The sequence below is a fragment of the Litchfieldia alkalitelluris genome, assembly GCF_002019645.1.
GTDB lineage: Bacteria > Bacillota > Bacilli > Bacillales > Bacillaceae_L > Litchfieldia > Litchfieldia alkalitelluris.
Genome location: NZ_KV917374.1, coordinates 3297636 through 3318845, shown reverse-complemented (window position 1 = coordinate 3318845; position 21210 = coordinate 3297636). Strand labels below are relative to the sequence as shown.

At 33.9% G+C, this 21210-nt stretch carries 22 protein-coding genes; 17 read left to right on the top strand and 5 right to left on the bottom strand.

From position 1 onward, the window contains the following. Positions 1 to 150: 150 nt before the first annotated feature. The 9 genes from mutS to glnA all read left to right on the top strand — a co-directional run bounded on the left by mutS (position 151) and on the right by glnA (position 11965). Positions 151 to 2754, top strand: a complete 2604-nt coding sequence (gene mutS / locus BK579_RS15480; RefSeq protein ID WP_078546975.1) for a DNA mismatch repair protein MutS — start codon at positions 151 to 153, stop codon at positions 2752 to 2754. A gap of 19 nt (positions 2755 to 2773) precedes the next feature. Continuing rightward, on the top strand, positions 2774 to 4654 hold the full coding sequence (gene mutL, locus BK579_RS15475; RefSeq protein WP_078546973.1) for a DNA mismatch repair endonuclease MutL: 1881 nt from the start codon (positions 2774 to 2776) through the stop codon (positions 4652 to 4654). Positions 4655 to 4878: 224 nt separating this feature from the next. Next, the gene (gene miaA / locus BK579_RS15470; RefSeq protein WP_078546971.1) at positions 4879 to 5841 is read left to right on the top strand and encodes a tRNA (adenosine(37)-N6)-dimethylallyltransferase MiaA; all 963 of its coding nucleotides are present in this window, start codon (positions 4879 to 4881) and stop codon (positions 5839 to 5841) included. A 104-nt stretch (positions 5842 to 5945) separates the two neighbouring features. Then, positions 5946 to 6170 carry an RNA chaperone Hfq gene (gene hfq, locus BK579_RS15465; RefSeq protein ID WP_078546969.1) on the top strand — a complete coding sequence of 75 codons (225 nt, stop codon included), beginning with the start codon at positions 5946 to 5948 and terminating at the stop codon, positions 6168 to 6170. 272 nt (positions 6171 to 6442) lie between these two features. Beyond that, positions 6443 to 7387 carry a stage V sporulation protein K gene (gene spoVK, locus BK579_RS15460; RefSeq protein ID WP_078546967.1) on the top strand — a complete coding sequence of 315 codons (945 nt, stop codon included), beginning with the start codon at positions 6443 to 6445 and terminating at the stop codon, positions 7385 to 7387. Between the two features lie 141 nt (positions 7388 to 7528). Continuing rightward, on the top strand, positions 7529 to 8794 hold the full coding sequence (hflX, locus tag BK579_RS15455) for a GTPase HflX (protein ID WP_078546965.1): 1266 nt from the start codon (positions 7529 to 7531) through the stop codon (positions 8792 to 8794). Between the two features lie 13 nt (positions 8795 to 8807). Continuing rightward, complete coding sequence (locus tag BK579_RS15450) at positions 8808 to 10076, top strand: methionine gamma-lyase family protein (RefSeq protein WP_078546963.1); 1269 nt, start codon at positions 8808 to 8810, stop codon at positions 10074 to 10076. 102 nt (positions 10077 to 10178) lie between these two features. Beyond that, on the top strand, positions 10179 to 10580 hold the full coding sequence (locus BK579_RS15445) for a MerR family transcriptional regulator (protein WP_078546961.1): 402 nt from the start codon (positions 10179 to 10181) through the stop codon (positions 10578 to 10580). 50 nt (positions 10581 to 10630) lie between these two features. Then, positions 10631 to 11965 carry a type I glutamate--ammonia ligase gene (glnA, locus tag BK579_RS15440; protein ID WP_078546959.1) on the top strand — a complete coding sequence of 445 codons (1335 nt, stop codon included), beginning with the start codon at positions 10631 to 10633 and terminating at the stop codon, positions 11963 to 11965. A gap of 828 nt (positions 11966 to 12793) precedes the next feature. Here the strand turns inward: glnA and lexA are convergent. Further along, positions 12794 to 13417 carry a transcriptional repressor LexA gene (lexA, locus tag BK579_RS15435; protein ID WP_078546957.1) on the bottom strand — a complete coding sequence of 208 codons (624 nt, stop codon included), beginning with the start codon at positions 13415 to 13417 and terminating at the stop codon, positions 12794 to 12796. A 157-nt stretch (positions 13418 to 13574) separates the two neighbouring features. Here lexA and yneA point away from each other — a divergent pair, with 157 nt between their 5' ends. From yneA to BK579_RS15410, 5 genes are all read left to right on the top strand, one after another. Then, entirely contained in the window at positions 13575 to 13904 is a 330-nt protein-coding gene (yneA, locus tag BK579_RS15430) for a cell division suppressor protein YneA (protein ID WP_078546955.1), read from the top strand. Then, a complete protein-coding gene (locus BK579_RS15425) occupies positions 13897 to 14553 on the top strand; it encodes a YneB family resolvase-like protein (RefSeq protein WP_078546953.1) in 657 nt (218 codons plus the stop codon). Before yneA ends, BK579_RS15425 begins: the two co-directional genes overlap by 8 nt. Before the next feature lie 66 nt (positions 14554 to 14619). Continuing rightward, positions 14620 to 14850 carry a DUF896 domain-containing protein gene (locus tag BK579_RS15420; protein WP_078546951.1) on the top strand — a complete coding sequence of 77 codons (231 nt, stop codon included), beginning with the start codon at positions 14620 to 14622 and terminating at the stop codon, positions 14848 to 14850. Between the two features lie 169 nt (positions 14851 to 15019). Beyond that, on the top strand, positions 15020 to 15463 hold the full coding sequence (gene sirA / locus BK579_RS15415) for a sporulation inhibitor of replication protein SirA (RefSeq protein WP_078546949.1): 444 nt from the start codon (positions 15020 to 15022) through the stop codon (positions 15461 to 15463). Between the two features lie 87 nt (positions 15464 to 15550). Beyond that, the gene (locus BK579_RS15410) at positions 15551 to 15766 is read left to right on the top strand and encodes a YneF family protein (RefSeq protein ID WP_078546947.1); all 216 of its coding nucleotides are present in this window, start codon (positions 15551 to 15553) and stop codon (positions 15764 to 15766) included. 296 nt (positions 15767 to 16062) lie between these two features. On the opposite strand, the gene BK579_RS15405 is transcribed toward BK579_RS15410, so the two are convergent. Further along, the gene (locus tag BK579_RS15405) at positions 16063 to 16239 is read right to left on the bottom strand and encodes a Spo0E family sporulation regulatory protein-aspartic acid phosphatase (protein WP_204524726.1); all 177 of its coding nucleotides are present in this window, start codon (positions 16237 to 16239) and stop codon (positions 16063 to 16065) included. A 229-nt stretch (positions 16240 to 16468) separates the two neighbouring features. On the opposite strand from BK579_RS15405, the gene BK579_RS15400 reads away from it, so the two are divergent. The 3 genes from BK579_RS15400 (at position 16469) to BK579_RS15390 (ending at position 18244) form a co-directional block, all read left to right on the top strand. Further along, entirely contained in the window at positions 16469 to 17176 is a 708-nt protein-coding gene (locus BK579_RS15400) for a cytochrome c biogenesis CcdA family protein (protein WP_078546943.1), read from the top strand. A gap of 75 nt (positions 17177 to 17251) precedes the next feature. Continuing rightward, complete coding sequence (locus tag BK579_RS15395) at positions 17252 to 17611, top strand: response regulator (protein ID WP_078546941.1); 360 nt, start codon at positions 17252 to 17254, stop codon at positions 17609 to 17611. 174 nt (positions 17612 to 17785) lie between these two features. Further along, positions 17786 to 18244, top strand: coding sequence for a CcdC family protein (locus BK579_RS15390; protein WP_078546939.1), 459 nt, complete (start codon positions 17786 to 17788; stop codon positions 18242 to 18244). Between the two features lie 134 nt (positions 18245 to 18378). Here the strand turns inward: BK579_RS15390 and BK579_RS15385 are convergent, their stop codons facing one another. From BK579_RS15385 to BK579_RS25695, 3 genes are all read right to left on the bottom strand, one after another. Beyond that, positions 18379 to 18807 carry a DUF2621 domain-containing protein gene (locus tag BK579_RS15385; RefSeq protein WP_078550629.1) on the bottom strand — a complete coding sequence of 143 codons (429 nt, stop codon included), beginning with the start codon at positions 18805 to 18807 and terminating at the stop codon, positions 18379 to 18381. A 75-nt stretch (positions 18808 to 18882) separates the two neighbouring features. Continuing rightward, positions 18883 to 20358, bottom strand: coding sequence for a UDP-N-acetylmuramoyl-L-alanyl-D-glutamate--2,6-diaminopimelate ligase (locus BK579_RS15380; protein ID WP_078546937.1), 1476 nt, complete (start codon positions 20356 to 20358; stop codon positions 18883 to 18885). A 321-nt stretch (positions 20359 to 20679) separates the two neighbouring features. After that, positions 20680 to 20853: a hypothetical protein gene (locus BK579_RS25695; protein WP_169891163.1), complete on the bottom strand. Its 174-nt coding sequence runs from the start codon at positions 20851 to 20853 to the stop codon at positions 20680 to 20682. Between the last annotated feature and the right edge of the window lie 357 nt (positions 20854 to 21210).

Genomic DNA, 21210 nt, shown 5'->3' with positions numbered 1-21210 from the left:
TTTCATAACTAGGTATTAATTTTTAAATAACGGTTGAAAGTGACAATTAATTTCTTTTTCCAAGGTGAATGTTCCCAATTCGACAAACGTCCAATGACAATAATCTTATGTTATAATAACAAAAGAAATTGAATCATTTGGGGGATTAACATGGCAGAATACACGCCAATGATACAGCAATATTTGAAAATAAAGGCAGAACACCAGGATGCCTTTTTGTTTTTTAGACTTGGGGATTTTTATGAAATGTTCTTCGAGGATGCGGTAAAAGCTTCAAGAGAACTTGAAATAACATTAACAAGTAGAGAGGGTGGATCAGCTGATCGCATCCCAATGTGTGGAGTTCCATATCATTCTGCACGTAATTATATAGATCAACTTGTCCAAAAAGGATTTAAAGTAGCGATTTGCGAACAAACTGAAGATCCAAAGCAAGCAAAAGGTGTTGTGAGACGAGAAGTTGTACAACTTATAACACCAGGTACTGTAATGGATGGTAAAGGTTTAGATGAAAAGGAAAATAATTTCCTCGCAGCATTAACCAAATTTGATGATGGTACATTTGGTTTATCTTTCAATGATCTTACAACTGGAGAAAATAAGGTAACCACTCTGTCAAAAGACCCACAAGAGGTTATTAATGAACTTTATTCTAACAATGTAAAAGAGGTTGTTGTTTCATCAACCTTAGACCAAGATGTTAGAAAGCGTATCATTGATAATTGTAATGTAACGATCTCAATAGAGGACGATACAGTGATTCCAGAATCTCTAACTGATATTATATGCAAGTTAGAGGATGGAAAGCTGGTTATGGCGTTTGGGCGCTTACTTAATTACTTACAAAAAACGCAAAAAAGAAGTTTAGAGCATTTACAGACGGTTCAACAATATTATATAAACCAATTTATGAGAATTGATTTATATTCAAAGCGCAACCTTGAATTAACAGAAACTATTCGCTCAAAAGGGAAAAAAGGATCTCTATTATGGTTATTAGATCAGACTGTAACAGCTATGGGTGGTAGGTTATTGAAACAATGGATTGACCGACCTTTAATCCGAAGAGAAGAAATAAATGTTCGACTTAATATGGTTGAAACATTTATCGAAAAATACTTCGAACGTCATGATCTACGTGATCTACTGAAGGAAGTGTATGATCTAGAACGCTTAGCTGGAAGAGTCGCATTTGGAAATGTGAATGCTAGAGATTTGGTGCAACTCAGAAAGTCGTTAGAGCAGATTCCATCAATTAAGAGCATTATTGGGACATTAGGAAATAAATATGCAGTAGACTTAGCAGAGAAAATTGATGCTTGTGAACAACTTACAGAGCTTCTAAATCATGCTATTATGGATAATCCATCTCTTTCAATTAAAGATGGAGATATTATTAAGGATGGATATAATGAAACGTTAGATCAATATAGAGATGCAAGTAAGAACGGCAAAACTTGGATAGCCATGTTAGAAAAACAAGAACGAGAGAGAACTGGAATCAAATCTTTGAAAATAGGCTATAACAAAATCTTTGGCTACTATATTGAAGTAACACGGGCAAACCTTCAATACCTAACAGATGGGATTTATGAGCGAAAACAAACATTATCCAATGCAGAACGATTCATAACACCAGAACTTAAAGAAAAAGAATCGTTAATTTTGGAAGCAGAAGAAAAAATCGTTCAATTGGAATATGATATTTTTGTAGATTTAAGAGAGCAAGTAAAGGATTTTATCACTCGCCTCCAAGACTTATCAAAGATAATAAGTGAAGTTGATGTTTTACAGTGCTTTGCAACAATTAGTGAGGAAAGGCATTACTGTAAGCCGTTGTTTTCAGAGAATGAGGTATATATTAAAGACGGACGTCACCCTGTTGTTGAAAAAGTAATGAATTCTCAGGAATATGTACCAAATGATTGTTATATGAAGGACGGCCGTCATTCATTATTGATAACAGGACCTAATATGTCGGGAAAAAGCACTTACATGAGACAAGTGGCATTAACATCAATACTGGCACAAATCGGATGTTATGTCCCGGCTTCTGAAGCTGTATTACCGGTATTTGATCAAGTGTTTACAAGGATTGGTGCTGCAGATGATCTCATATCAGGTCAAAGTACGTTTATGGTTGAGATGCTTGAGGCTCGAAACGCAATTGTCAATGCAACAAAAAGTAGTCTGATATTGTTTGATGAAATTGGTAGGGGTACTTCCACATATGATGGAATGGCATTAGCTCAAGCTATAATAGAATATATTCATGACAATATTGGTGCTAAAACTTTGTTTTCAACACATTATCATGAATTAACTTCACTTGCTGATCAATTAAATGATTTATCAAACATTCATGTAAGTGCAATTGAAGAGCAAGGTAGGGTCGTGTTTCTTCATAAAATTCAAGAAGGGGCTGCAGATAAAAGCTATGGAATACATGTGGCTGAGTTAGCAGAGTTACCAAATACGCTCATACTAAGAGCACGTGAAATCTTAGACAAGCTTGAGAAAAGTGAGTCGAATCAAATGTTGATCAGTAAAACCCAAAGCAAAGAAGATAAGATGGAGTACTCTCAGGAATCTCAGTTATCTTTCTTTGAACAGGCCAAGACACAATCTATCGAGACATCAATCTCTAAAAAGGACAAGCAAGTATTACAAAGCCTAAAAGCTATTAACCTTTTAGATATGACGCCTCTTGAAGCGATGAATAAATTATATGAAATTCAGAAGAGATTATCTTAATTAAAAAGGGGTGGGAATTTTGGGCAAGATCATAAAGTTAGATGACCAATTATCTAATAAAATTGCGGCGGGTGAAGTGGTAGAAAGACCAGCATCTGTTGTGAAAGAGCTTGTAGAGAATTCCATCGATGCAAACAGTTCAATTATTGAAATTGATGTTGAAGAAGCTGGACTATCAAAAATTAGAATTATTGATAATGGAGATGGAATAGAGTCTGATGATTGTTTAAGGGCTTTTTATCGTCATGCAACAAGTAAAATTAAAGATGAAAATGATCTATTTCGTATCCGTACATTAGGTTTTCGGGGGGAGGCTTTACCCAGTATTGCTTCCGTATCTGAATTAGAACTTAAAACAAGTACGGGCCTTCCGGGTACTCGTTTAGTTATTAGAGGTGGAGAGGTTATTACACATGAGTCAACAAATAGCCGCAAAGGAACGGAAATTATTGTCTCAAATCTATTTTTTAATACTCCAGCTCGCTTAAAGTATATGAAAACAATCCATACTGAACTCGGAAATATTACCGATGTTGTTAATAGAATATCCATGGCTCATCCAGAAATATCATTCAGATTATCTCACAATGGAAAACGTCTGTTATATACTAATGGTAGTGGTGATGTAAGACAAGTATTAGCCTCTATATATGGATTGAATATTGCTAAAAAGATGATTCCGCTCAACTTGGATTCATTAGATTTTAAACTAACAGGCTACATTGCTTTGCCGGAGATAACAAGGGCTTCTAGAAACTATATATCTACAATGGTTAATCATCGGTTTATTAAAAACTATCATATTGCAAATGCAATACAACAAGGATATCATACTCTACTACCAGTTGGTCGATATCCAATTGTACTATTAAATATTGAAATGGATCCTTTATTAGTAGATGTGAATGTTCATCCCGCAAAGCTTGAAGTAAGGTTAAGCAAAGAACAAGAACTAAATGAACTTATTACTACTGGTATAAAACAGGCCTTTAAACGGACTCAATTAATTCCAGAAGTGGTTTCACCAGGACGTGAAAAAAGAGTTAATAGAAGTGAGCAACAACATTTTACTCTCGAACATGATCATGTTGTTACAACGGAACAGAAGAATCCTAGTAAACAGAGCACGGCTGACACTGTCGTCCTAGAAAAAGAATCAATACACGCGTATAATAACGAGATTAATAAGGATTACCCTCTACCTCCAATTAATCAAGTTAACTGGGATCCTCAAAGGGAAGAAGAACAGGAGGAACCGGATGATATTGATGCGCTTGAAACTTATAATGATGACGAAGAACTATTAGTTGATGAAGATAGAGTCCCACCTTTATACCCTATTGGTCAAATGCATGGCACATATATATTAGCTCAAAATGATAAAGGGCTCTATATTGTTGATCAACATGCGGCCCAAGAGCGAATCAAGTATGAGTTTTTTCGGGAGAAGGTAGGACAAGTTATTAACGAAAGTCAGGAATTATTAATTCCGATTACATTTGAATATTCAAAGGATCAATGTTTAATAATTGACTCTCATTTTCATGAGTTAAAGCAAGTGGGGATATTCTTAGAAAGCTTTGGTCACAATAGTTATATTGTGAGATCACATCCGCAGTGGTTTCCAAAGGGTGAGGAGCAAGAGTTAATTGAAGAGATCATTGAACAAGTTTTAATGATGAAAAAAATTAATATCCATTTATTAAGAGAAGAAGCAGCAATTATGATGAGCTGTAAAGCATCAATAAAAGCAAACCACCATCTTAGGAATGATGAAATTTTTGCTCTGTTGGAGACATTAAGGAAGACGTCGGATCCCTTTACTTGCCCTCATGGAAGACCAATTATTATTCATTATTCAACATATGAGATGGAAAAAATGTTTAAACGAGTAATGTAGTGAAAAATCGTCGATTTTTCACTTTTTTTGTAAAAAGATGTTATTTATCCAATAAGAAATGGTTATAATAGATTCTGTTTTATAAAATACTGTTTATTAAAAAATCTTTATTTTATGTAGGATCCCCATCTTTTAATCAATGAAGTTAATATCATTTATGTTACGATAAGAAAGATTGCGTTATTTATCTATTTATTAATAGATTCATTAAGAAGAGTGAAGTGATGGAAGAAAGTAGTGATGATTCATTGGTCGAAAGAATAAGTGAAAAAGTTATAGTCCTAATAGGCCCGACAGCTGTTGGGAAAACAAAGCTTAGCATTGAGCTTGCGAAAAAGCTTAATGCTGAAATTATTAGTGGAGATTCGATGCAAATATATAAGGAAATGGATATTGGAACTGCTAAAATTACAAAAGCAGAAATGGAAGGCATTCCGCATCATTTAATAGACATTAAAGAACCAACCGAAAGTTATTCTGTCGCAGATTTCCAGGTAGATGTTCGAAGGACTATAAAAGATATCCATAATCGAGGAAAAGTCGCGATGATTGTGGGGGGGACGGGATTATACATACAATCTGTTATATATGATTATCATTTTACAGACCAAGCCTCAGATCCAGATTATCGTGTGAACCTCGAGAAGTTAATTGAAGAAGAAGGAATAGAGCCATCCTTTAGAAAACTACAAGTAATTGATCCTGAAAGTGCTGATCGAATACATCCTAATAATATAAGGAGGGTGATAAGGGCTCTTGAAATACATCATACAACTGGAAAAACGATGACTCAATATTTAAACGAACAGGAAAAAACTTTAATCTATGATGTTGCAATTATAGGATTAACGATGGAAAGAGAAGAATTATACAATAGAATCAATCAGCGAGTGGATTTAATGGTAGAAGAAGGACTTCTTGATGAGGTCGAAAGGTTATACAACAAAGGAATTAGAGATTGTCAATCTATTCAAGCCATTGGATATAAAGAAGTTTATGACTATTTAGAAGGTAATGTTTCTTTAAATCAAGCAATTGAAATATTAAAACAAAATTCAAGAAGGTATGCCAAAAGACAACTTACTTGGTTCCGTAACAAAATGAATGTCACGTGGTTTGATGTAACAAACAAACCTTTTAGTAACACTTTAGATGAAATTTTAAAATATGTTGCAGGAAAGCTTTAAGATTAGGCGAATAAGTTAGAGTAAGGGGATTTATTTTACTTTCACCGAAAATCTTTATGAATTAAAGAATATATATTGTTCGAGAAAAAGAGGAGGATTAACAAGTGAAGCAATCAGTTAATATTCAGGACCAATTTTTAAACCAGTTAAGAAAGGATACTACATTTGTCACTGTGTTTTTATTAAATGGATTCCAAATTAGAGGAACAGTTAAAGGATTTGATAATTTTACTGTTTTATTAGAAACAGAGGGGAAACAACAACTAATTTATAAGCATGCTATTTCAACGTTCTCACCACAAAAAAATATCCAATTAGAGCTTGAATAGAGTTTAAAAAAACAACCTACATTTTTTGTAGGTTGTTTTTTTATTTTGTTTTAATTATTTTACATGTTGCTCATATACTTATACTATTGCATATTATTTCTTGGGAAAGCGCAGGAATAGACAGTATTTTTATAATCATGTAGAAAAATAAAAGAAATTGTTTGGGTGATGAAGCTTAAGGTCTAACTTATTTATCCTATGTTTTCTTTGGGCTTTTGTCACAATTTTTCTACCTCTAACGTATACTGGTAAAGAATGAGAGGTGAAAGCTCTTGGATCAACCAATTACAATGAAAAATAATGGTCAAATAAATGTTGTTTTAAATGGACAAAAGAAAAAATTAAAAGTTGTTAACTCTCCCTCTGATGAAAGGCTTTCTACTAATTTGCCTTCTAAGCATAATGCACTAAAGGACATTGAACATGAGATGGATAAATTAGTTGGTATGGAAGAAATGAAGAAAATGGTGAAAGAAATCTATGCATGGCTCTATATTAATAAAAAGCGAGAAGAAGAAGGGTTGAAAGCCGGAAAGCAAGCTTTACACATGATGTTTAAAGGTAATCCAGGAACTGGAAAAACGACAGTAGCAAGACTGTTAGGGAAATTATTCGTGCAGATGAACGTTCTATCTAAAGGTCACCTTATTGAAGCAGAACGTGCTGATTTAGTGGGTGAATATATCGGACATACTGCTCAAAAAACAAGAGATTTAATTAAAAAGGCGTTGGGTGGAATTTTATTTATTGACGAAGCCTATTCACTTGCACGCGGGGGAGAAAAGGATTTCGGTAAAGAAGCAATTGATACGCTTGTAAAACATATGGAAGACAAACAACATGAATTTGTACTTATTCTAGCTGGTTATTCAAGGGAGATGGATCATTTTCTATCATTAAACCCTGGTTTATATTCCAGGTTTCCACTTGTTATCGATTTTCCTGACTATACAGTTGACCAGTTAATGGAGATAGCGGGTCGAATGATGGATGAACGTGAGTATATCCTAAGTCGGGATGCCAGCAGAAAGCTAAGAGAACATTTAAATATCATTAAAACCGAAACAAGATCTAATACATTTAGTAATGGTAGGTATATTCGAAATATAATTGAAAAGTCGATTAGAACCCAAGCGATGAGATTATTGGTTAATGAAGAGTATGACCGGCAAGAATTACTTACTATTAGAACTCAAGATTTGTTATTCAAGGAGTAATATTTAATAATCAAAGGCCGCATATGCGGCTTTTTGATTTAATTGAGTGAAGAATTGGAGATAATTATTAAGGAAATGGTGGTTTTAGATTTATTTTGATATGATATATTTATAAACTTGGTTTGGAAGGATGAATAGCTATTGTTTGAAAATCATGAAAATGAACTAGAAAAGATTATTATTGTCGGACTACAACTACAAGGTGTGGAAGACACTCGTTTTAAATATTCTCTAGATGAACTAAAGTCTCTGACTAAAACGGCAAATGGCGAAGTGGTAATGACTGTAACGCAAAAACGGGACAAGCGACATAATGCCACCTACATAGGTAAAGGGAAATTAGAGGAACTTGTTGCGCTTGAAAGTGAACTTGATCCAGATGTTATCATTATTAATGATGAACTTTCCCCTAGTCAATTAAGAAACTTATCTTCGTACTTAAAAGCAAGAGTGATTGATCGTACACAATTAATTCTAGATATATTTGCATCACGTGCGAATTCAAAAGAAGGTAAATTACAGGTGGAGTTGGCACAACTTCAATATTTATTACCACGTTTAGCTGGAAAAGGAATTCAATTATCACGTCTAGGAGCCGGTATTGGAACTAGAGGACCCGGTGAAACACAACTCGAAACGGATCGTCGTCATATCAATAGACGGATTGATGAAATTAAAAAACAATTAGATGTTATTGTTCAGCATCGTGAAAGATATAGAGAAAGAAGAAAGAAAAATAATGCCTTTCAAATGGCATTAGTTGGATACACAAATGCAGGAAAATCAACATTGTTTAATCGCCTAGCGGAAGCAGAATCCTTTGAGGAAAATCTTTTATTTGCTACACTTGACCCAATGACTAGGAAACTCATTCTACCATGCGGACTAACAACGTTATTAACAGATACGGTCGGGTTTATTCAAGACTTACCAACATCCTTGGTTGCAGCCTTTCGGTCAACTCTAGAAGAGGTAAGAGAAGCGGATTTAATTTTGCATGTGGTTGATGCTTCTAATCCCGATTATTTTAACCACGAACAAACAGTGTATAAACTGCTAAAAGAATTAAAAGTAGATTCCATCCCAATGCTAACTATCTATAATAAAAGGGATCAAGTGTTGCCGGAGTTTGTCCCAACCACTAGAGAGAATTCAGTCTTAGTTAGTGCACATGATTCAAAAGATCTATTTAATATTAAAACACATATAGAAGATAAAATGGTTGAAGAGATGAGTGAGTATAAAGTATCGATACCAAATACAGAAGGAAAAATACTCGCTAGTCTAAAGCAAGATACCATACTAAAAGAGTTACACTATAACGAAGATACAGAGATGTATGAATGTAATGGCTTTATCATTGAAAGTCACTCATTATCAGGTCAACTTAGAAATTTTCAACTATAAAGGGGAAAGCAAGATGTATTCAGAATTAGAATTTGGAACTAAAATATCTGGTTTAGTTAAAGAAATTGAAGAAAAAATAAAATTCCAGCATCAGCAGGTTGAAACTACGATTGATATAAATCAAGCTAAGGTCTTAAGTAGCTTTAGAAAGCACAAAGTGAGTGATTCCCATTTTAATCCATCAACAGGCTATGGGTATGATGATATTGGTAGGGATACACTTGAATTAGTGTATGCTGATGTTTTTGGAGGAGAAGCTGGACTGGTAAGGCCACAAATCATTTCAGGTACACATGCAATATCAATCGCTTTATTTGGTATTTTGAGGCCAGGAAATGAATTGTTATACATAACAGGAAAACCATATGATACGTTAGAAGAAATCGTTGGTATTAGAGGAGAGGGTATAGGTTCTCTAAAGGAATTTAATATTGACTATAATACGGTAAATTTAACTGAAGATGGAAGAGTTGATTTTGAGGCTGTAAGGAAAGCTATTACTAATAAAACAAAGATGGTTGGAATTCAACGTTCAAAAGGATATGCGACTAGACCATCGTTTACAATATCAGAGATTAAAGAAATGATTGAATTCATAAAGAATATTAATCCAGACATTATTGTTTTTGTTGATAATTGTTATGGTGAATTTGTGGAAGAAATAGAACCTTGTCATGTTGGGGCAGATTTAATGGCAGGTTCATTAATTAAGAACCCTGGCGGGGGGATTGCTAAAACAGGCGGATATCTAGTAGGAACTGAAGTGGCAATAAAGGCATGCTCTTATAGATTAACTTCACCAGGAATTGGAGCCGAAGCGGGTGCATCACTCTACAGCCTGCAAGAAATGTATCAAGGTTTTTTTCTAGCGCCTCATATTGTTGGACAAGCACTTAAAGGGGCAATTTTTACATCAGCGATATTAGAGCAATTAGGATTTAATACATATCCAAAATGGGATGTATATCGAACTGATTTAATTCAATCAGTGCAGTTTGATGACGCTGATATGATGGTTCAATTCTGTCAAGCTATACAATATGCGTCACCTGTCAATTCTTATGTTACGCCCTATCCTAGCTATATGCCTGGTTATAGTGATGACGTAATAATGGCAGCTGGGACATTTATTCAAGGTGCAAGCATCGAACTAACAGCAGATGGTCCATTAAGACCACCGTATGTTGCATATGTTCAAGGTGGCTTAACGTATTCACACGTGAAAATTGCAATTTGCACTGCAATTAATCAATTATTAAAAAAGAACTTAATTGTTATTTAGAATTTGTGTAAGAATTTATAACATCGGGTTGACAGGATTCATAACATCATATAAAATTAACATTGTACTAAGAAAGATTTCCCAGAAAAGGAGGAGCTGACATTGACTGACAACATAAGAAGGACAATGCCATTATTTCCAATTGGTATTGTTATGCAATTAACTGAGTTGTCTGCTCGGCAAATCCGTTATTATGAAGAAAACAAATTAGTCTTCCCTGCGAGAACAGAAGGAAATAGACGGCTTTTTTCTTTTAATGATGTTGATCGTCTTTTAGAAATTAGAGATTTGATTGAGGATGGCGTTAACTTAGCCGGAATTAAACAAATCTTTGCTGTCAAGGAAGGCCAAAAGCAGACAGAAGAAACTAAACCAAAAGAACCTGTTAAACAAGAATTATCTGACGTAGAATTAAGAAAGCTTCTAAAAGCTGAATTAATAGATGCTGGTAGGTTTAACAGAGCTAGCCTTAGACAGGGTGATATGTCAAGGTTTTTCCATTAGTTAGTAATCAATTAAACTATAAATAATGAAACTAGGGGAGGAAACAAATAATGGCAAGGTTTACTAGAGAAGATATTTTCCGTTTAGCTAAGGAACAAAATGTAAAGTACATTCGATTACAATTTACTGACATCTTAGGGACAATTAAAAATGTTGAAATTCCATCAAGTCAGCTTGAGAAAGCTCTTGATAATAAAATGATGTTTGATGGTTCTTCTATCGAGGGGTTTGTACGTATTGAAGAGTCTGATATGTATCTATTCCCTGATTTAGATACATGGGTAGTCTTTCCTTGGACTGCAGAAAAAGGGAAAGTTGCTCGTCTAATTTGTGATATCTATAATCCGGATGGAACGCCTTTTGAAGGTGATCCTCGTAACAACTTAAAGCGCATGTTAAAGGAAATGGAAGCTCTAGGATTTACAGATTTCAATCTTGGACCAGAGCCTGAATTTTTCTTATTCAAACTAGATGAAAAAGGCGAACCTACACTTGAGTTAAACGATAATGGTGGATATTTTGATCTAGCTCCAACTGATTTAGGTGAAAACTGCCGTCGTGACATCGTTTTAGAACTTGAAGAAATGGGATTTGAAGTTGAAGCGTCTCACCATGAGGTAGCTCCAGGTCAACATGAAATTGATTTCAAATATGCTGGCGCATTAAGAGCATGTGATGATATCCAAACATTTAAATTAGTTGTAAAAACAATTGCTCGTAAGCATGGTTTGCATGCAACATTTATGCCTAAGCCATTATTTGGTGTGAATGGTTCAGGGATGCATTGTAATTTATCATTATTTAAAAATGGCGTAAATGCATTCTATGATCCAAATGGTGAATTAGAATTAAGTGAAACAGCAAGACAATTTATTGCTGGTATTATTAAACACGCACCTAACTTTACAGCGGTTACTAATCCAACTGTAAACTCATATAAGCGTTTAGTTCCAGGTTATGAGGCACCTTGTTATGTGGCATGGTCTGCTCGTAACAGAAGTCCGCTAATTCGTATTCCTGCATCTCGCGGTCTAAGCACTCGTGTTGAGGTGCGTAGTGTAGATCCGGCTGCAAACCCATACTTAGCAATGGCAGTATTATTAGCTGCTGGTTTAGCTGGTATTAAAAATAGCTTACAAGCTCCACCACCAGTAGATCGCAACATTTATGTTATGAATAAAGAAGAAAGAATTGAAGCTGGTATTGTTGATCTTCCTGCTACGCTTGCAGCTGCACTTGACAACTTCAAGACTGACGAAGTTCTGATTGCTGCATTAGGAAATCATTTAGCTGAACACTTTATTGAAGCTAAGGAAATTGAATGGGATATGTTCCGTACACAAGTACATCCATGGGAACGTGATCAATACATGTCAATGTATTAAGATCTAAAACAAGCTTTAGATCAAGGCTGACTTTTAGTTCTAGGATGCTCCTTATTAAAAGACACAAGAAAAGGCGTATGAATTTGCATACGCCTTTTCTTTATTTATTAAGGTTTCTAGAATTCCATTAATTTTGATAAGCAATTGACATTATTAACATGAAAGTATTACATAGTTAAAAAGAAGGGTCAAAACTTGTGTCATTTGCAGTGTTGTTTTGAATACCAATTTTATTGTTCTTTATAAGATAGTGATACAAAACTGCTGATTTCCACATCTAGGATTAAGAGGATCAGCACTTCTTATCTTGTGGAATCTAGTTAAGCATCCGAACTGATAAATAGACGAAAAAATTTCGCTTAATTAGTATAAAACACCTTAAATTGACGGAGATATTCCGCCTATTGGCTTAAAAAATCAGAAAATAGAAGATTTTGCTTTAAAAAAGTGGAAAACTTCCCCTTATTAATCCCGAAACGAGCTCCATTCTACATCTAATCAGAAAATCTCCGCATATTATACTTTTGCTGCTTACTTAATTAGGATAAGATTTCTTATTTAATAGGGAGTAAATTTTATCTGAAAACTTCAAAAAGAACCTCATTTAGATGCATATGGTGAACCGTATCACAAGGAAATGAGGTTTAAATAGCAAGTTTTACTTAAATATATATGCTGATATGTCTGTCATACGGCATGTATTGGAAGAAAAGCATTCGGAACCCTATATTTTTAAAGTCTGCATTTTTATTTTTGCCGTATACATGTCGCAGTTTGGCGAGTGGTTTAGGTTTTTATGAAAAAAAAAACCAGATTTTTTCTGGTTTTTTAGTGTACAGTTCGATATACTCCAATTACTTTTCCAAGTATGGATACATTTCTTAGAATAATAGGTTCAAGTAAAGAATTTTCAGGTTGAAGGCGGAAATGATCCTTTTCCTTAAAGAATCTTTTTACTGTTGCTTCATCATCCTCAGTCATTGCTACCACAATATCTCCGTTATTAGCTGATTGTTGTTGCTTTACAATAACAAGGTCACCGTCTAGAATCCCAGCTTCAATCATACTATCACCCATGATTTCTAACATAAATACATTATCATCAGGTGTTACATATTTATCGGGAAGAGGGAAATATTCTTCAATATTTTCTATTGCAGTAATAGGTAATCCTGCTGTAACCTTACCAATTACTGGAACATTAACTACATTATAGTTGATAACATGGGAATCGGCTTCAACATCTAATATTTCAATTGCTCGAGGCTTTGTTGGGTCTCTTCTTATCAAACCTTTACTTTCTAGTCTTGATAAATGACCGTGAACTGTTGAACTAGAGGCAAGACCAACAGCTTCTCCTATTTCTCTTACTGACGGAGGATATCCCTTGTCTTTTACTTCACTTTTTATGTAATTTAATATATCTTGTTGTCTTTTAGATAGTTTTGTCAAACTTTCACACCTCGAATCTACTTATTTTTAAAAATTATAGCATGTTTTGGTATTTTGTACAAACATAAGTTCGAATTTAATGTTGACGGAAACGTGCGTTCGTATTACAATAAAAATATAAAAAGCGAACAAGTATTCTTATGGAGGTAAATTATTTATGAAACTATCAATTGAGGGACTAACATTTTATATTTTATTTTTTGTTTTATTAATTGGATTAACTTTTGCTTTTACCAACACCTTGAATCAAGGGAATAATGATTATGTTCAGATAACTGTATCAGAAGGTGATTCTTTATGGAGTTTAAATGAAACATATAAGGAACTTCATCCTTATGACTTCGAAGAATTCGTTAATTGGATTGAGAGTAACAATAATATAAAGGCAGAATCTATAAAATCGGGTGACCAACTTGTATTACCAATATACTTTGAGAAAGACGTTGAAAGATTTACAGCTTTTGTAACTGAGGACTTAAATGAGTAATGCAATTATCTACGTCAGAGTAAGTACTGAAAAGGAAACGCAAGATACTTCGATATATAGACAGAAAACGGAGTTATTAGCCTTGGCAGAGAACTTTAACTTTAATATTATAGAAATCATTGAGGAAAGAGCTAGCGGTTATGAGATTGATCGGGATGGTATCATAAAGTTATTGCAAATGATAAAAAAAGAAGATGTTGATGTAGTATTAATTCAAGATGAAACTAGGCTAGGTAGAGGAAATGCTAAAATAGCTATTATTAGTTGCTTATTAAAAGAAAGTGTCAAAATTTATACTATAAGTCATCATGGTGAGTTACAATTGTCTGAGTCAGATTCAATGGTTTTAGAAATCGTAGGGATAGTAGAGGAGTTTCAAAGGAAAATCCATAACGCTAAAATCAAGCGTGGCATGAAACAAGCAGTCGAAAATGGATATCGACCTGAAAAAAATTTACTTAATACTCATAAAGCTTCGGGGCGAATACGAAAAGAAGTCCCTATATTAGAAATAATCTCTTTAAGGGAGAAAAAGTTGACATTTTCTGAAATTGCTTCTACACTCAGAGGTTTCGGACATGACATATCAAAAGCAACTGTACACAGAAGATATAATGAACATATGAATAAAAAAGAAAACATTACTTGATAAATAAACTTTTCTTTAGTAACATAAAATATGTTTTAAGCATTGATAGAGAGGAATTTAAGATAAATGTTACCTAAAGAAAAAATCGCAAGAATAAATTATCTATCTAGAAAATCAAAGAATGAAGGATTAACATCCAAGGAAAAAGAAGAACAACAGTCGTTAAGACAAGAATATTTAAATGTATTTAGAAGTTCCATGACTGATACTCTTCATTCAGTTAAAATTATCGATCCAAAAGGAAATGATGTTACACCTCAGAAATTAAGAGACAGTAAAAACAACAGATTGCATTAAACGATTGTGCACTAGGTATTTGATTATATCAAAAATGGTCTTTTTGATATAATACAGTTGAAAATTATCGATTCGACAAAAAGAGTGTTCTATTGCACCACTAACAGACAATTATCTTTTAGTTCATGATTTATAATAAAGGTAATTTAGTATGATAGAGGTGCTTATAATGAGAAATTATCGAATCTATTTACTTGAGGAAGAGTTTGCAACTCATTATTTTGGTAGAGAGTCCCTTTTATATCAATTGTTCTTAGATCATGCAGAAACAACTCAAGTTGAATACAAAACAATATTAGAACAACAAATTAACTTTATTACAAGACCTATACCTAACTTGAAAATCAATCAAATTATTAGTGTTGCATTAAAGAAGTATAAAACTTATGAACAAAATAAGAGTTCTCACTTTTTAAAGTTTCAATTACCTGAAGGTGAGGCGAAATTATCTATATCTGATAGAAACCTTTACTTAGAAGCAAAAGGAAATCTTGAGTCTGAAACCATTTTTTTTGAGTTACTGCGTAAATATAACCCTTGTTTTCTAGCTATGGATTTCGAACAAAATCGCTATGGTTGGCTGAATCCAATTAAAGAAAGAAAATTTGTTTAAAAGGCAGGAAAATTTCTTTCTTTTATTGTATAATACTATATGGTTTAGTACACTGTAATGTAGACAACAAGAAGGAGGAAATAGAATATGTGGTTATATGTTCTAGTTGGTGTTCTGGCACTTCTCGCTGGGGTAGCATTAGGATTTTTCATCGCACGTAAATATATGATGAATTATTTAAAGAAAAATCCACCTATAAACGAGCAAATGCTTAAGGTAATGATGATGCAAATGGGAATGAAACCTTCTCAAAAGAAAATCAATCAAATGCTAAAAGCGATGAACGGACAGATGGGCAAGTAAAACGTTTATGTATTAAGGGTTTAAGCGTCTTATACAATAGATTATTATCACTTATCACTAACTTATAACGTGGATTAATCCTTCATTTTTATAAAATAGTATTGGACAAGCTTAATCATTCTTACAACAAATCATGATCACTTTTCTGAATCAATAATTCAGAAAGAGTGGTCTTTTTTGTCCTTGTGTTTTAGTTTTTTTAAAGTGGTTTTTTATTTCGGCATTTAGTTTAGACTTTAATTATTCTTTTCTTAGTGTCATTTTATTATCACATACAAAACGGACAAAAAACTCTCTCATTGATTTGAGAGAGTTTTTGTATGTGAAGGATACTTGTTATATTGATTTAACAGTATATCTAATTCCTGACTAAATCTTATTGATATTGTTGAGCTTATCCCATTTTTCGAAACAATTTCAATTAACTCTGCCCTTTTCCGTTCAATCTTCGATAGCATTTCCTCTTTAGACACAGCAAGCTTTCCTTTCATGGCTAGGATCTTGTAATAATTATAAGATACTATGGTAATAAATTCAAAGGAAATAAATTGGAATTTTTGAGTAGAACTATATTACAAGGAGGAATAAGATACAATATACCATGGCAAGGATAAGAAGTTAAAATAGAGTACAATCACCCCCTTATATGGTATTATATTTGTATACTTTTACTGAGTGATAGTTTTTTATAGGAGTGAAATCATGACCGATATTAATCTTTTACTTGCATTTGGTGCTGGGTTTTTGTCATTTATATCCCCATGCTGTCTGCCTCTTTACCCTGCATTTTTGTCGTATATAACTGGGGTATCTGTAGGCGAACTTAAATCAGATCAAGCGATGCTTCAAAAAAGGAGCATCATTCATACAATCTTCTTTTTGATTGGGTTTTCACTTATTTTTATTGCAATTGGCTTTAGTGCCTCTTTTATAGGAGGTTTCTTTTGGGATTATAAAGACTTAATTAGACAACTTGGCGCAGTTTTAATTATCTTTTTTGGATTGGTAATCGTAGGCTTTCTTAAACCTGAATTTTTAATGAAGGAACGAAGAGTGGAATTTAAGCACCGACCTACTGGGTATATCGGTTCAATTTTTATTGGTATGGCTTTTGCAGCTGGGTGGACTCCATGTACTGGCCCTATTTTATCATCTGTTATATTATTGGCAGCTTCAAATCCAAGTTCTGCTATCATTTACATGGTTGCGTATGTACTAGGCTTTGCTATTCCATTCTTTGTTCTATCGTTTTTCATTGGGAGAATGCAGTGGATTAAAAGACATAGCATAAAAATAATGAAAATTGGTGGATATATTATGATTTTTATGGGTATTGTCTTGTTCTTTGATTGGATGACTAAAATTACTGTCTATTTAACCAGTCTATATGGCGGATTTACAGGTTTCTAACTAATATGAAATATGACCCAACTGACCAATCTGTTATAAAAAAACTATTCCTAATGTAATATAGGGGGCTAAGTAATGCCGAAAATTCTTATAGTTGATGATGCAAAGTTTATGCGTGTGAAGTTATCGAATATTTTAAAAGGCGCCAACTATGAAGTAGTCGCAGAGGCTGAGAATGGAAGAGAAGCTGTTCAGCTTTATCATAAATATAAACCCGATTTAGTAACTATGGATATTACAATGCCTGAAATGAATGGAATTACTGCCTTGAGAGAAATTATTGGTGAGGATCCTAACGCCAAAATTATTATGTGTTCGGCTATGGGGCAACAAAAAATGATAGTTGAGTCAATTGAATTTGGTGCGAAGGATTTTATCTTAAAGCCATTTGATGATAATAGAATTTTAGAGGCAATAAAGAGGGTATTAGACTAAAACAAGAAAATACGTATTTAATTATTCTGTAAATTATAAGAATTTATAAATAATGTACTTAGTATTTGCAGCTAGATCCGGGCACCAATCGCTGCCTGGTCTAAGCTAGTCAAAACCAATAGCCAAACGGCTCCTTGAGCTTTTTCTTAAATAACAAAAAAGGATGATTCACAATTGGTAATTGCTACCTCTATACTTGCTTTTATTATGGCTTGTCTGGTTACAGTAGTGAGGGTGCGTGCCGCTAAACAACCTACAAGTATAAAGAAAATTGTACTACCCCCTATTTTTATGAGTTCAGGGGCTTTGATGTTTCTACACCCAATGTTTCGAATTTCTACACTACATGTATTCGAAGCTGTTGGTGTAGGGATACTATTTTCTATTCTTCTTATTAAAACATCTTCATTTGAGGTTAAAGACAATGAGATTTACTTAAAACGTTCGAAGGCATTTATTTTTATATTGATGGGTTTATTAATTATTCGGATTATCTTAAAAACAATCTTAAGTTCAACAATCGATATTGGTGAGTTAAGTGGAATGTTTTGGGTATTGGCATTTGGGATGATTGTGCCATGGAGAATAGGTATGTTGATTAAATATAGACAATTACGTAGTCAATTAACTTAGAGCATTAGTCGTTATTATGACTGGTGCTTTTTTAATTGTTATTTAATCGCTAAAGCTAGGGATAGAGGAAACTAAATTAAGGATGAAGTCTCTAGTCGACTTCATCCTTAATTGATTGGCTTTATTTTTATTTCTCATAAGAGAAGCTGCCTATAGGGTGACAAATCAATTTCTTTTTCTTTTAGTTTCTTTATTAGGAATTTATGGTCACGCTTTGGCGTTGCACTTATATAACCCCTAACAATAAGGTCTTGTGTAATTTCGTTAGCAGCTTCTTTTAGGGCTAATTCGCCAATTTTACCTGCGATCTTTTGTCTGGCAACATCCCTAAATAATTCAGGTACTGGACTTACTAGCTCCTCAAGAAGTAGTTTTTGCTCTGTTGTCCAAAGATGAATGGATTTCTCTAGATAATAGTCCTGCCAATCTAAATCTGATTTCCCATCTTCTTTTGGCAACCTCTTAAGAAACTTTCGAAACATAAAGAATCCGCCGATTGCCATTAAAGTTATAAGGAAAAATCCCCATAACACCATTGACCATAAAAACAAACCATTTGACATCATAATTATATATTCACCTCATACATTTACCGATAATGTTATTATACATGATAATCTAAGCTACATGAATTAAAATTAATGCAGATGTCTTACCTGTACATCATTATCTATAGACTCCTTAACTAAAAAATTTACGGTATCTTGATCTGAGAGACATGGGTGAGTAAATGGTTGTTTATATTCCTCAGGGCCTTTGCCAGTAATAATAACAATGTCATTTGTCCCTGCCTCTTTCCAAGCTCGTTCAATCGCTAGAGTCCGATCAGGGATTATTTGTACGTTTAGTCTACGTTCAGCAAGACATCTCATATCTTCAATCATACTATTATAGCTTTCAGTATTTAAATCATCTAAGGTAAGAATAACTTTGTTGCATTTGCTGGTTGAAATTTCCAGCATAGTTTCTCTTTTTGTTTTATCCCTGTTTCCTCTAAAGCCAAAAATGTGAATAAGTTCTCCACTACTTTGTTTCTTAGCGGTTGATAGACAGTGCTCTAATCCGTCCGGTGTATGTGCATAATCAACAATAAATGTCGGCTGGTTTTCGTAGTTTATCATTTGGAACCTGCCTGGTACCCCTGGGAATGATAGTAAAGCATGTTTTATTTCTTCTACGCTAATATTCAGTTTCCTTGCTATCACAAAAGAACCTAATGCATTCCATACATTGTGTAAACCTGGTAAAGGAAAGACTAAACTGATCTTATCCTTGATATCGCGTATAAGACATTTGTTTATTGAGCCTTGATTCCATTGAAGTAATTCGTAGTCGTCGTAATCATTTGATCCGAAGGTGAATACACGAGTATCTGGGGTGTTGATAACTCGTCTCATCTTATCACCCCAGTTGTTGTATGTTCCGATGATAGCCAATCCATCTTCTTTTAATAAATTAAATAGTTTTGCTTTTACATAGAAGTAACTTTCAATAGTTGTATGGTAATCGAGGTGATCGTGGCTCAAGTTGGTGAATAAAGCAAAGTCAAATTCTATACCACTAACTCTATCCTGATGGAGACCATGAGAGGATACCTCCATAATAATCACGTCATCTTTACTTTCAGATAATAGCTTTTGCAATTGAATGGGGTCTGGTGTTGTCTGACTTGAAAATATCTCATTGCCATTAATAATATGCTTCACAGTGCCAATCAGCCCACATGATAGTCCATGATGCTCTAGTATGTGTCTAATAAAATAGGAAGTGGTGGTTTTCCCATTTGTACCTGTTATCCCGATCATGATAGGTCTTTCCCAAGGATGTCCATAGAACTCACTAGCTGCCTTAGACAAGGCGAGACGACTGTTAAATGATTTATAATAAGGAACTTGTAGACCTTCAATGTTTTTTTCTCCAATAATTACAGATGCTCCACGCTCTATAGCCTGTTGGATATATTGATGTCCATCCATAGATGTTCCTTCAATAGCGATAAAGAGATTTCCAGGTTCTATCTGCCTGGAATCAAATTGAATACCAGTAATATTTTTTTTTAGGAGGAGTTGTTTAATGGATACCTTTTTATTTAAGAGTGAATCCTCTAATAGCATTAAGAAAAATCTCCTTTTAAATAGCTCTTATCTATATGACTAAACATGGTTTGTGTCTATCTCCTTTGTTTCATAGATAGACTTATCTTTATTATTGCCATTTAAAGGTTTTCTAGCCGAATCTAAAATAAAAAAGTGTAATTTCTGTTTGCTCATTTTTTGATTTTAAGAACTAAAAGGAGAGAGTAAGGAGGCACTAAAAAGCTTGGGTAGCTGACTAATAAATTAATGCTCTAGTATGTATAAGTATAATAAAATAACAACTTTTCCTGTGAGATAATAGCCTCAACTTACTGTCAGCTTCTTCCTATGTAGGACGAGTTACAACGAGTTGCTTTTTTCTACAGCACTAGTCCAATCAGAGAAATAATGTAGAGCATTTCTCATTAATTGTGGATTTGTTTTTTTTATACTTTTTTTATTTAGATTAGATCCACCATTGCGCAATTGTTGGATGTTCATAAGAACTTCCTGGGCACTCATATTCACTTCCATTTTTACACCTCCCGTCATTTAGTAACATATTTTCCTTTTTCTGGTGATTTATACAATTTTATCTAAATAATCAGTGTGAATAGTTGGTTACCCTGAAAATAACTAAGGATGTAGAGTCCCATGAGCTGCGATCCACTTGCTTTCCGCCGGGTGGTCCGTGAGCCTCGTCGCTTTATGGCTCCTGCGGGGTCTCACGAGACCACTGAATCCCGCAGAAGTCAAGTGGCTCTCCGCTCAATCCACACTAGGTGAATGCACTATTTTCATACTCCATGGTGCGAAAATTGTAAGTAGTATGTAAATATATTGTTGAAAGCTTTGCATGTATTGTTAAGTAATTCCAAGGTAAAGCTAAGC

What these genes read in the sequence shown, in the direction of transcription:
- BK579_RS15395 (WP_078546941.1), top strand. Translation starts at nt 17,252, where the DNA reads ATGCCGAAAATTCTTATAGTTGATGATGCAAAGTTTATGCGTGTGAAG.
- sirA (WP_078546949.1), top strand. Translation starts at nt 15,020, where the DNA reads ATGAGAAATTATCGAATCTATTTACTTGAGGAAGAGTTTGCAACTCAT.
- BK579_RS15425 (WP_078546953.1), top strand. Translation starts at nt 13,897, where the DNA reads ATGAGTAATGCAATTATCTACGTCAGAGTAAGTACTGAAAAGGAAACG.
- glnA (WP_078546959.1), top strand. Translation starts at nt 10,631, where the DNA reads ATGGCAAGGTTTACTAGAGAAGATATTTTCCGTTTAGCTAAGGAACAA.
- mutS (WP_078546975.1), top strand. Translation starts at nt 151, where the DNA reads ATGGCAGAATACACGCCAATGATACAGCAATATTTGAAAATAAAGGCA.
- miaA (WP_078546971.1), top strand. Translation starts at nt 4,879, where the DNA reads ATGGAAGAAAGTAGTGATGATTCATTGGTCGAAAGAATAAGTGAAAAA.
- BK579_RS15380 (WP_078546937.1), bottom strand. Translation starts at nt 20,358, where the DNA reads ATGCTATTAGAGGATTCACTCTTAAATAAAAAGGTATCCATTAAACAA.
- BK579_RS15420 (WP_078546951.1), top strand. Translation starts at nt 14,620, where the DNA reads ATGTTACCTAAAGAAAAAATCGCAAGAATAAATTATCTATCTAGAAAA.
- yneA (WP_078546955.1), top strand. Translation starts at nt 13,575, where the DNA reads ATGAAACTATCAATTGAGGGACTAACATTTTATATTTTATTTTTTGTT.
- BK579_RS15385 (WP_078550629.1), bottom strand. Translation starts at nt 18,807, where the DNA reads ATGTCAAATGGTTTGTTTTTATGGTCAATGGTGTTATGGGGATTTTTC.
- BK579_RS15410 (WP_078546947.1), top strand. Translation starts at nt 15,551, where the DNA reads ATGTGGTTATATGTTCTAGTTGGTGTTCTGGCACTTCTCGCTGGGGTA.
- BK579_RS15450 (WP_078546963.1), top strand. Translation starts at nt 8,808, where the DNA reads ATGTATTCAGAATTAGAATTTGGAACTAAAATATCTGGTTTAGTTAAA.
- BK579_RS25695 (WP_169891163.1), bottom strand. Translation starts at nt 20,853, where the DNA reads ATGGAAGTGAATATGAGTGCCCAGGAAGTTCTTATGAACATCCAACAA.
- BK579_RS15400 (WP_078546943.1), top strand. Translation starts at nt 16,469, where the DNA reads ATGACCGATATTAATCTTTTACTTGCATTTGGTGCTGGGTTTTTGTCA.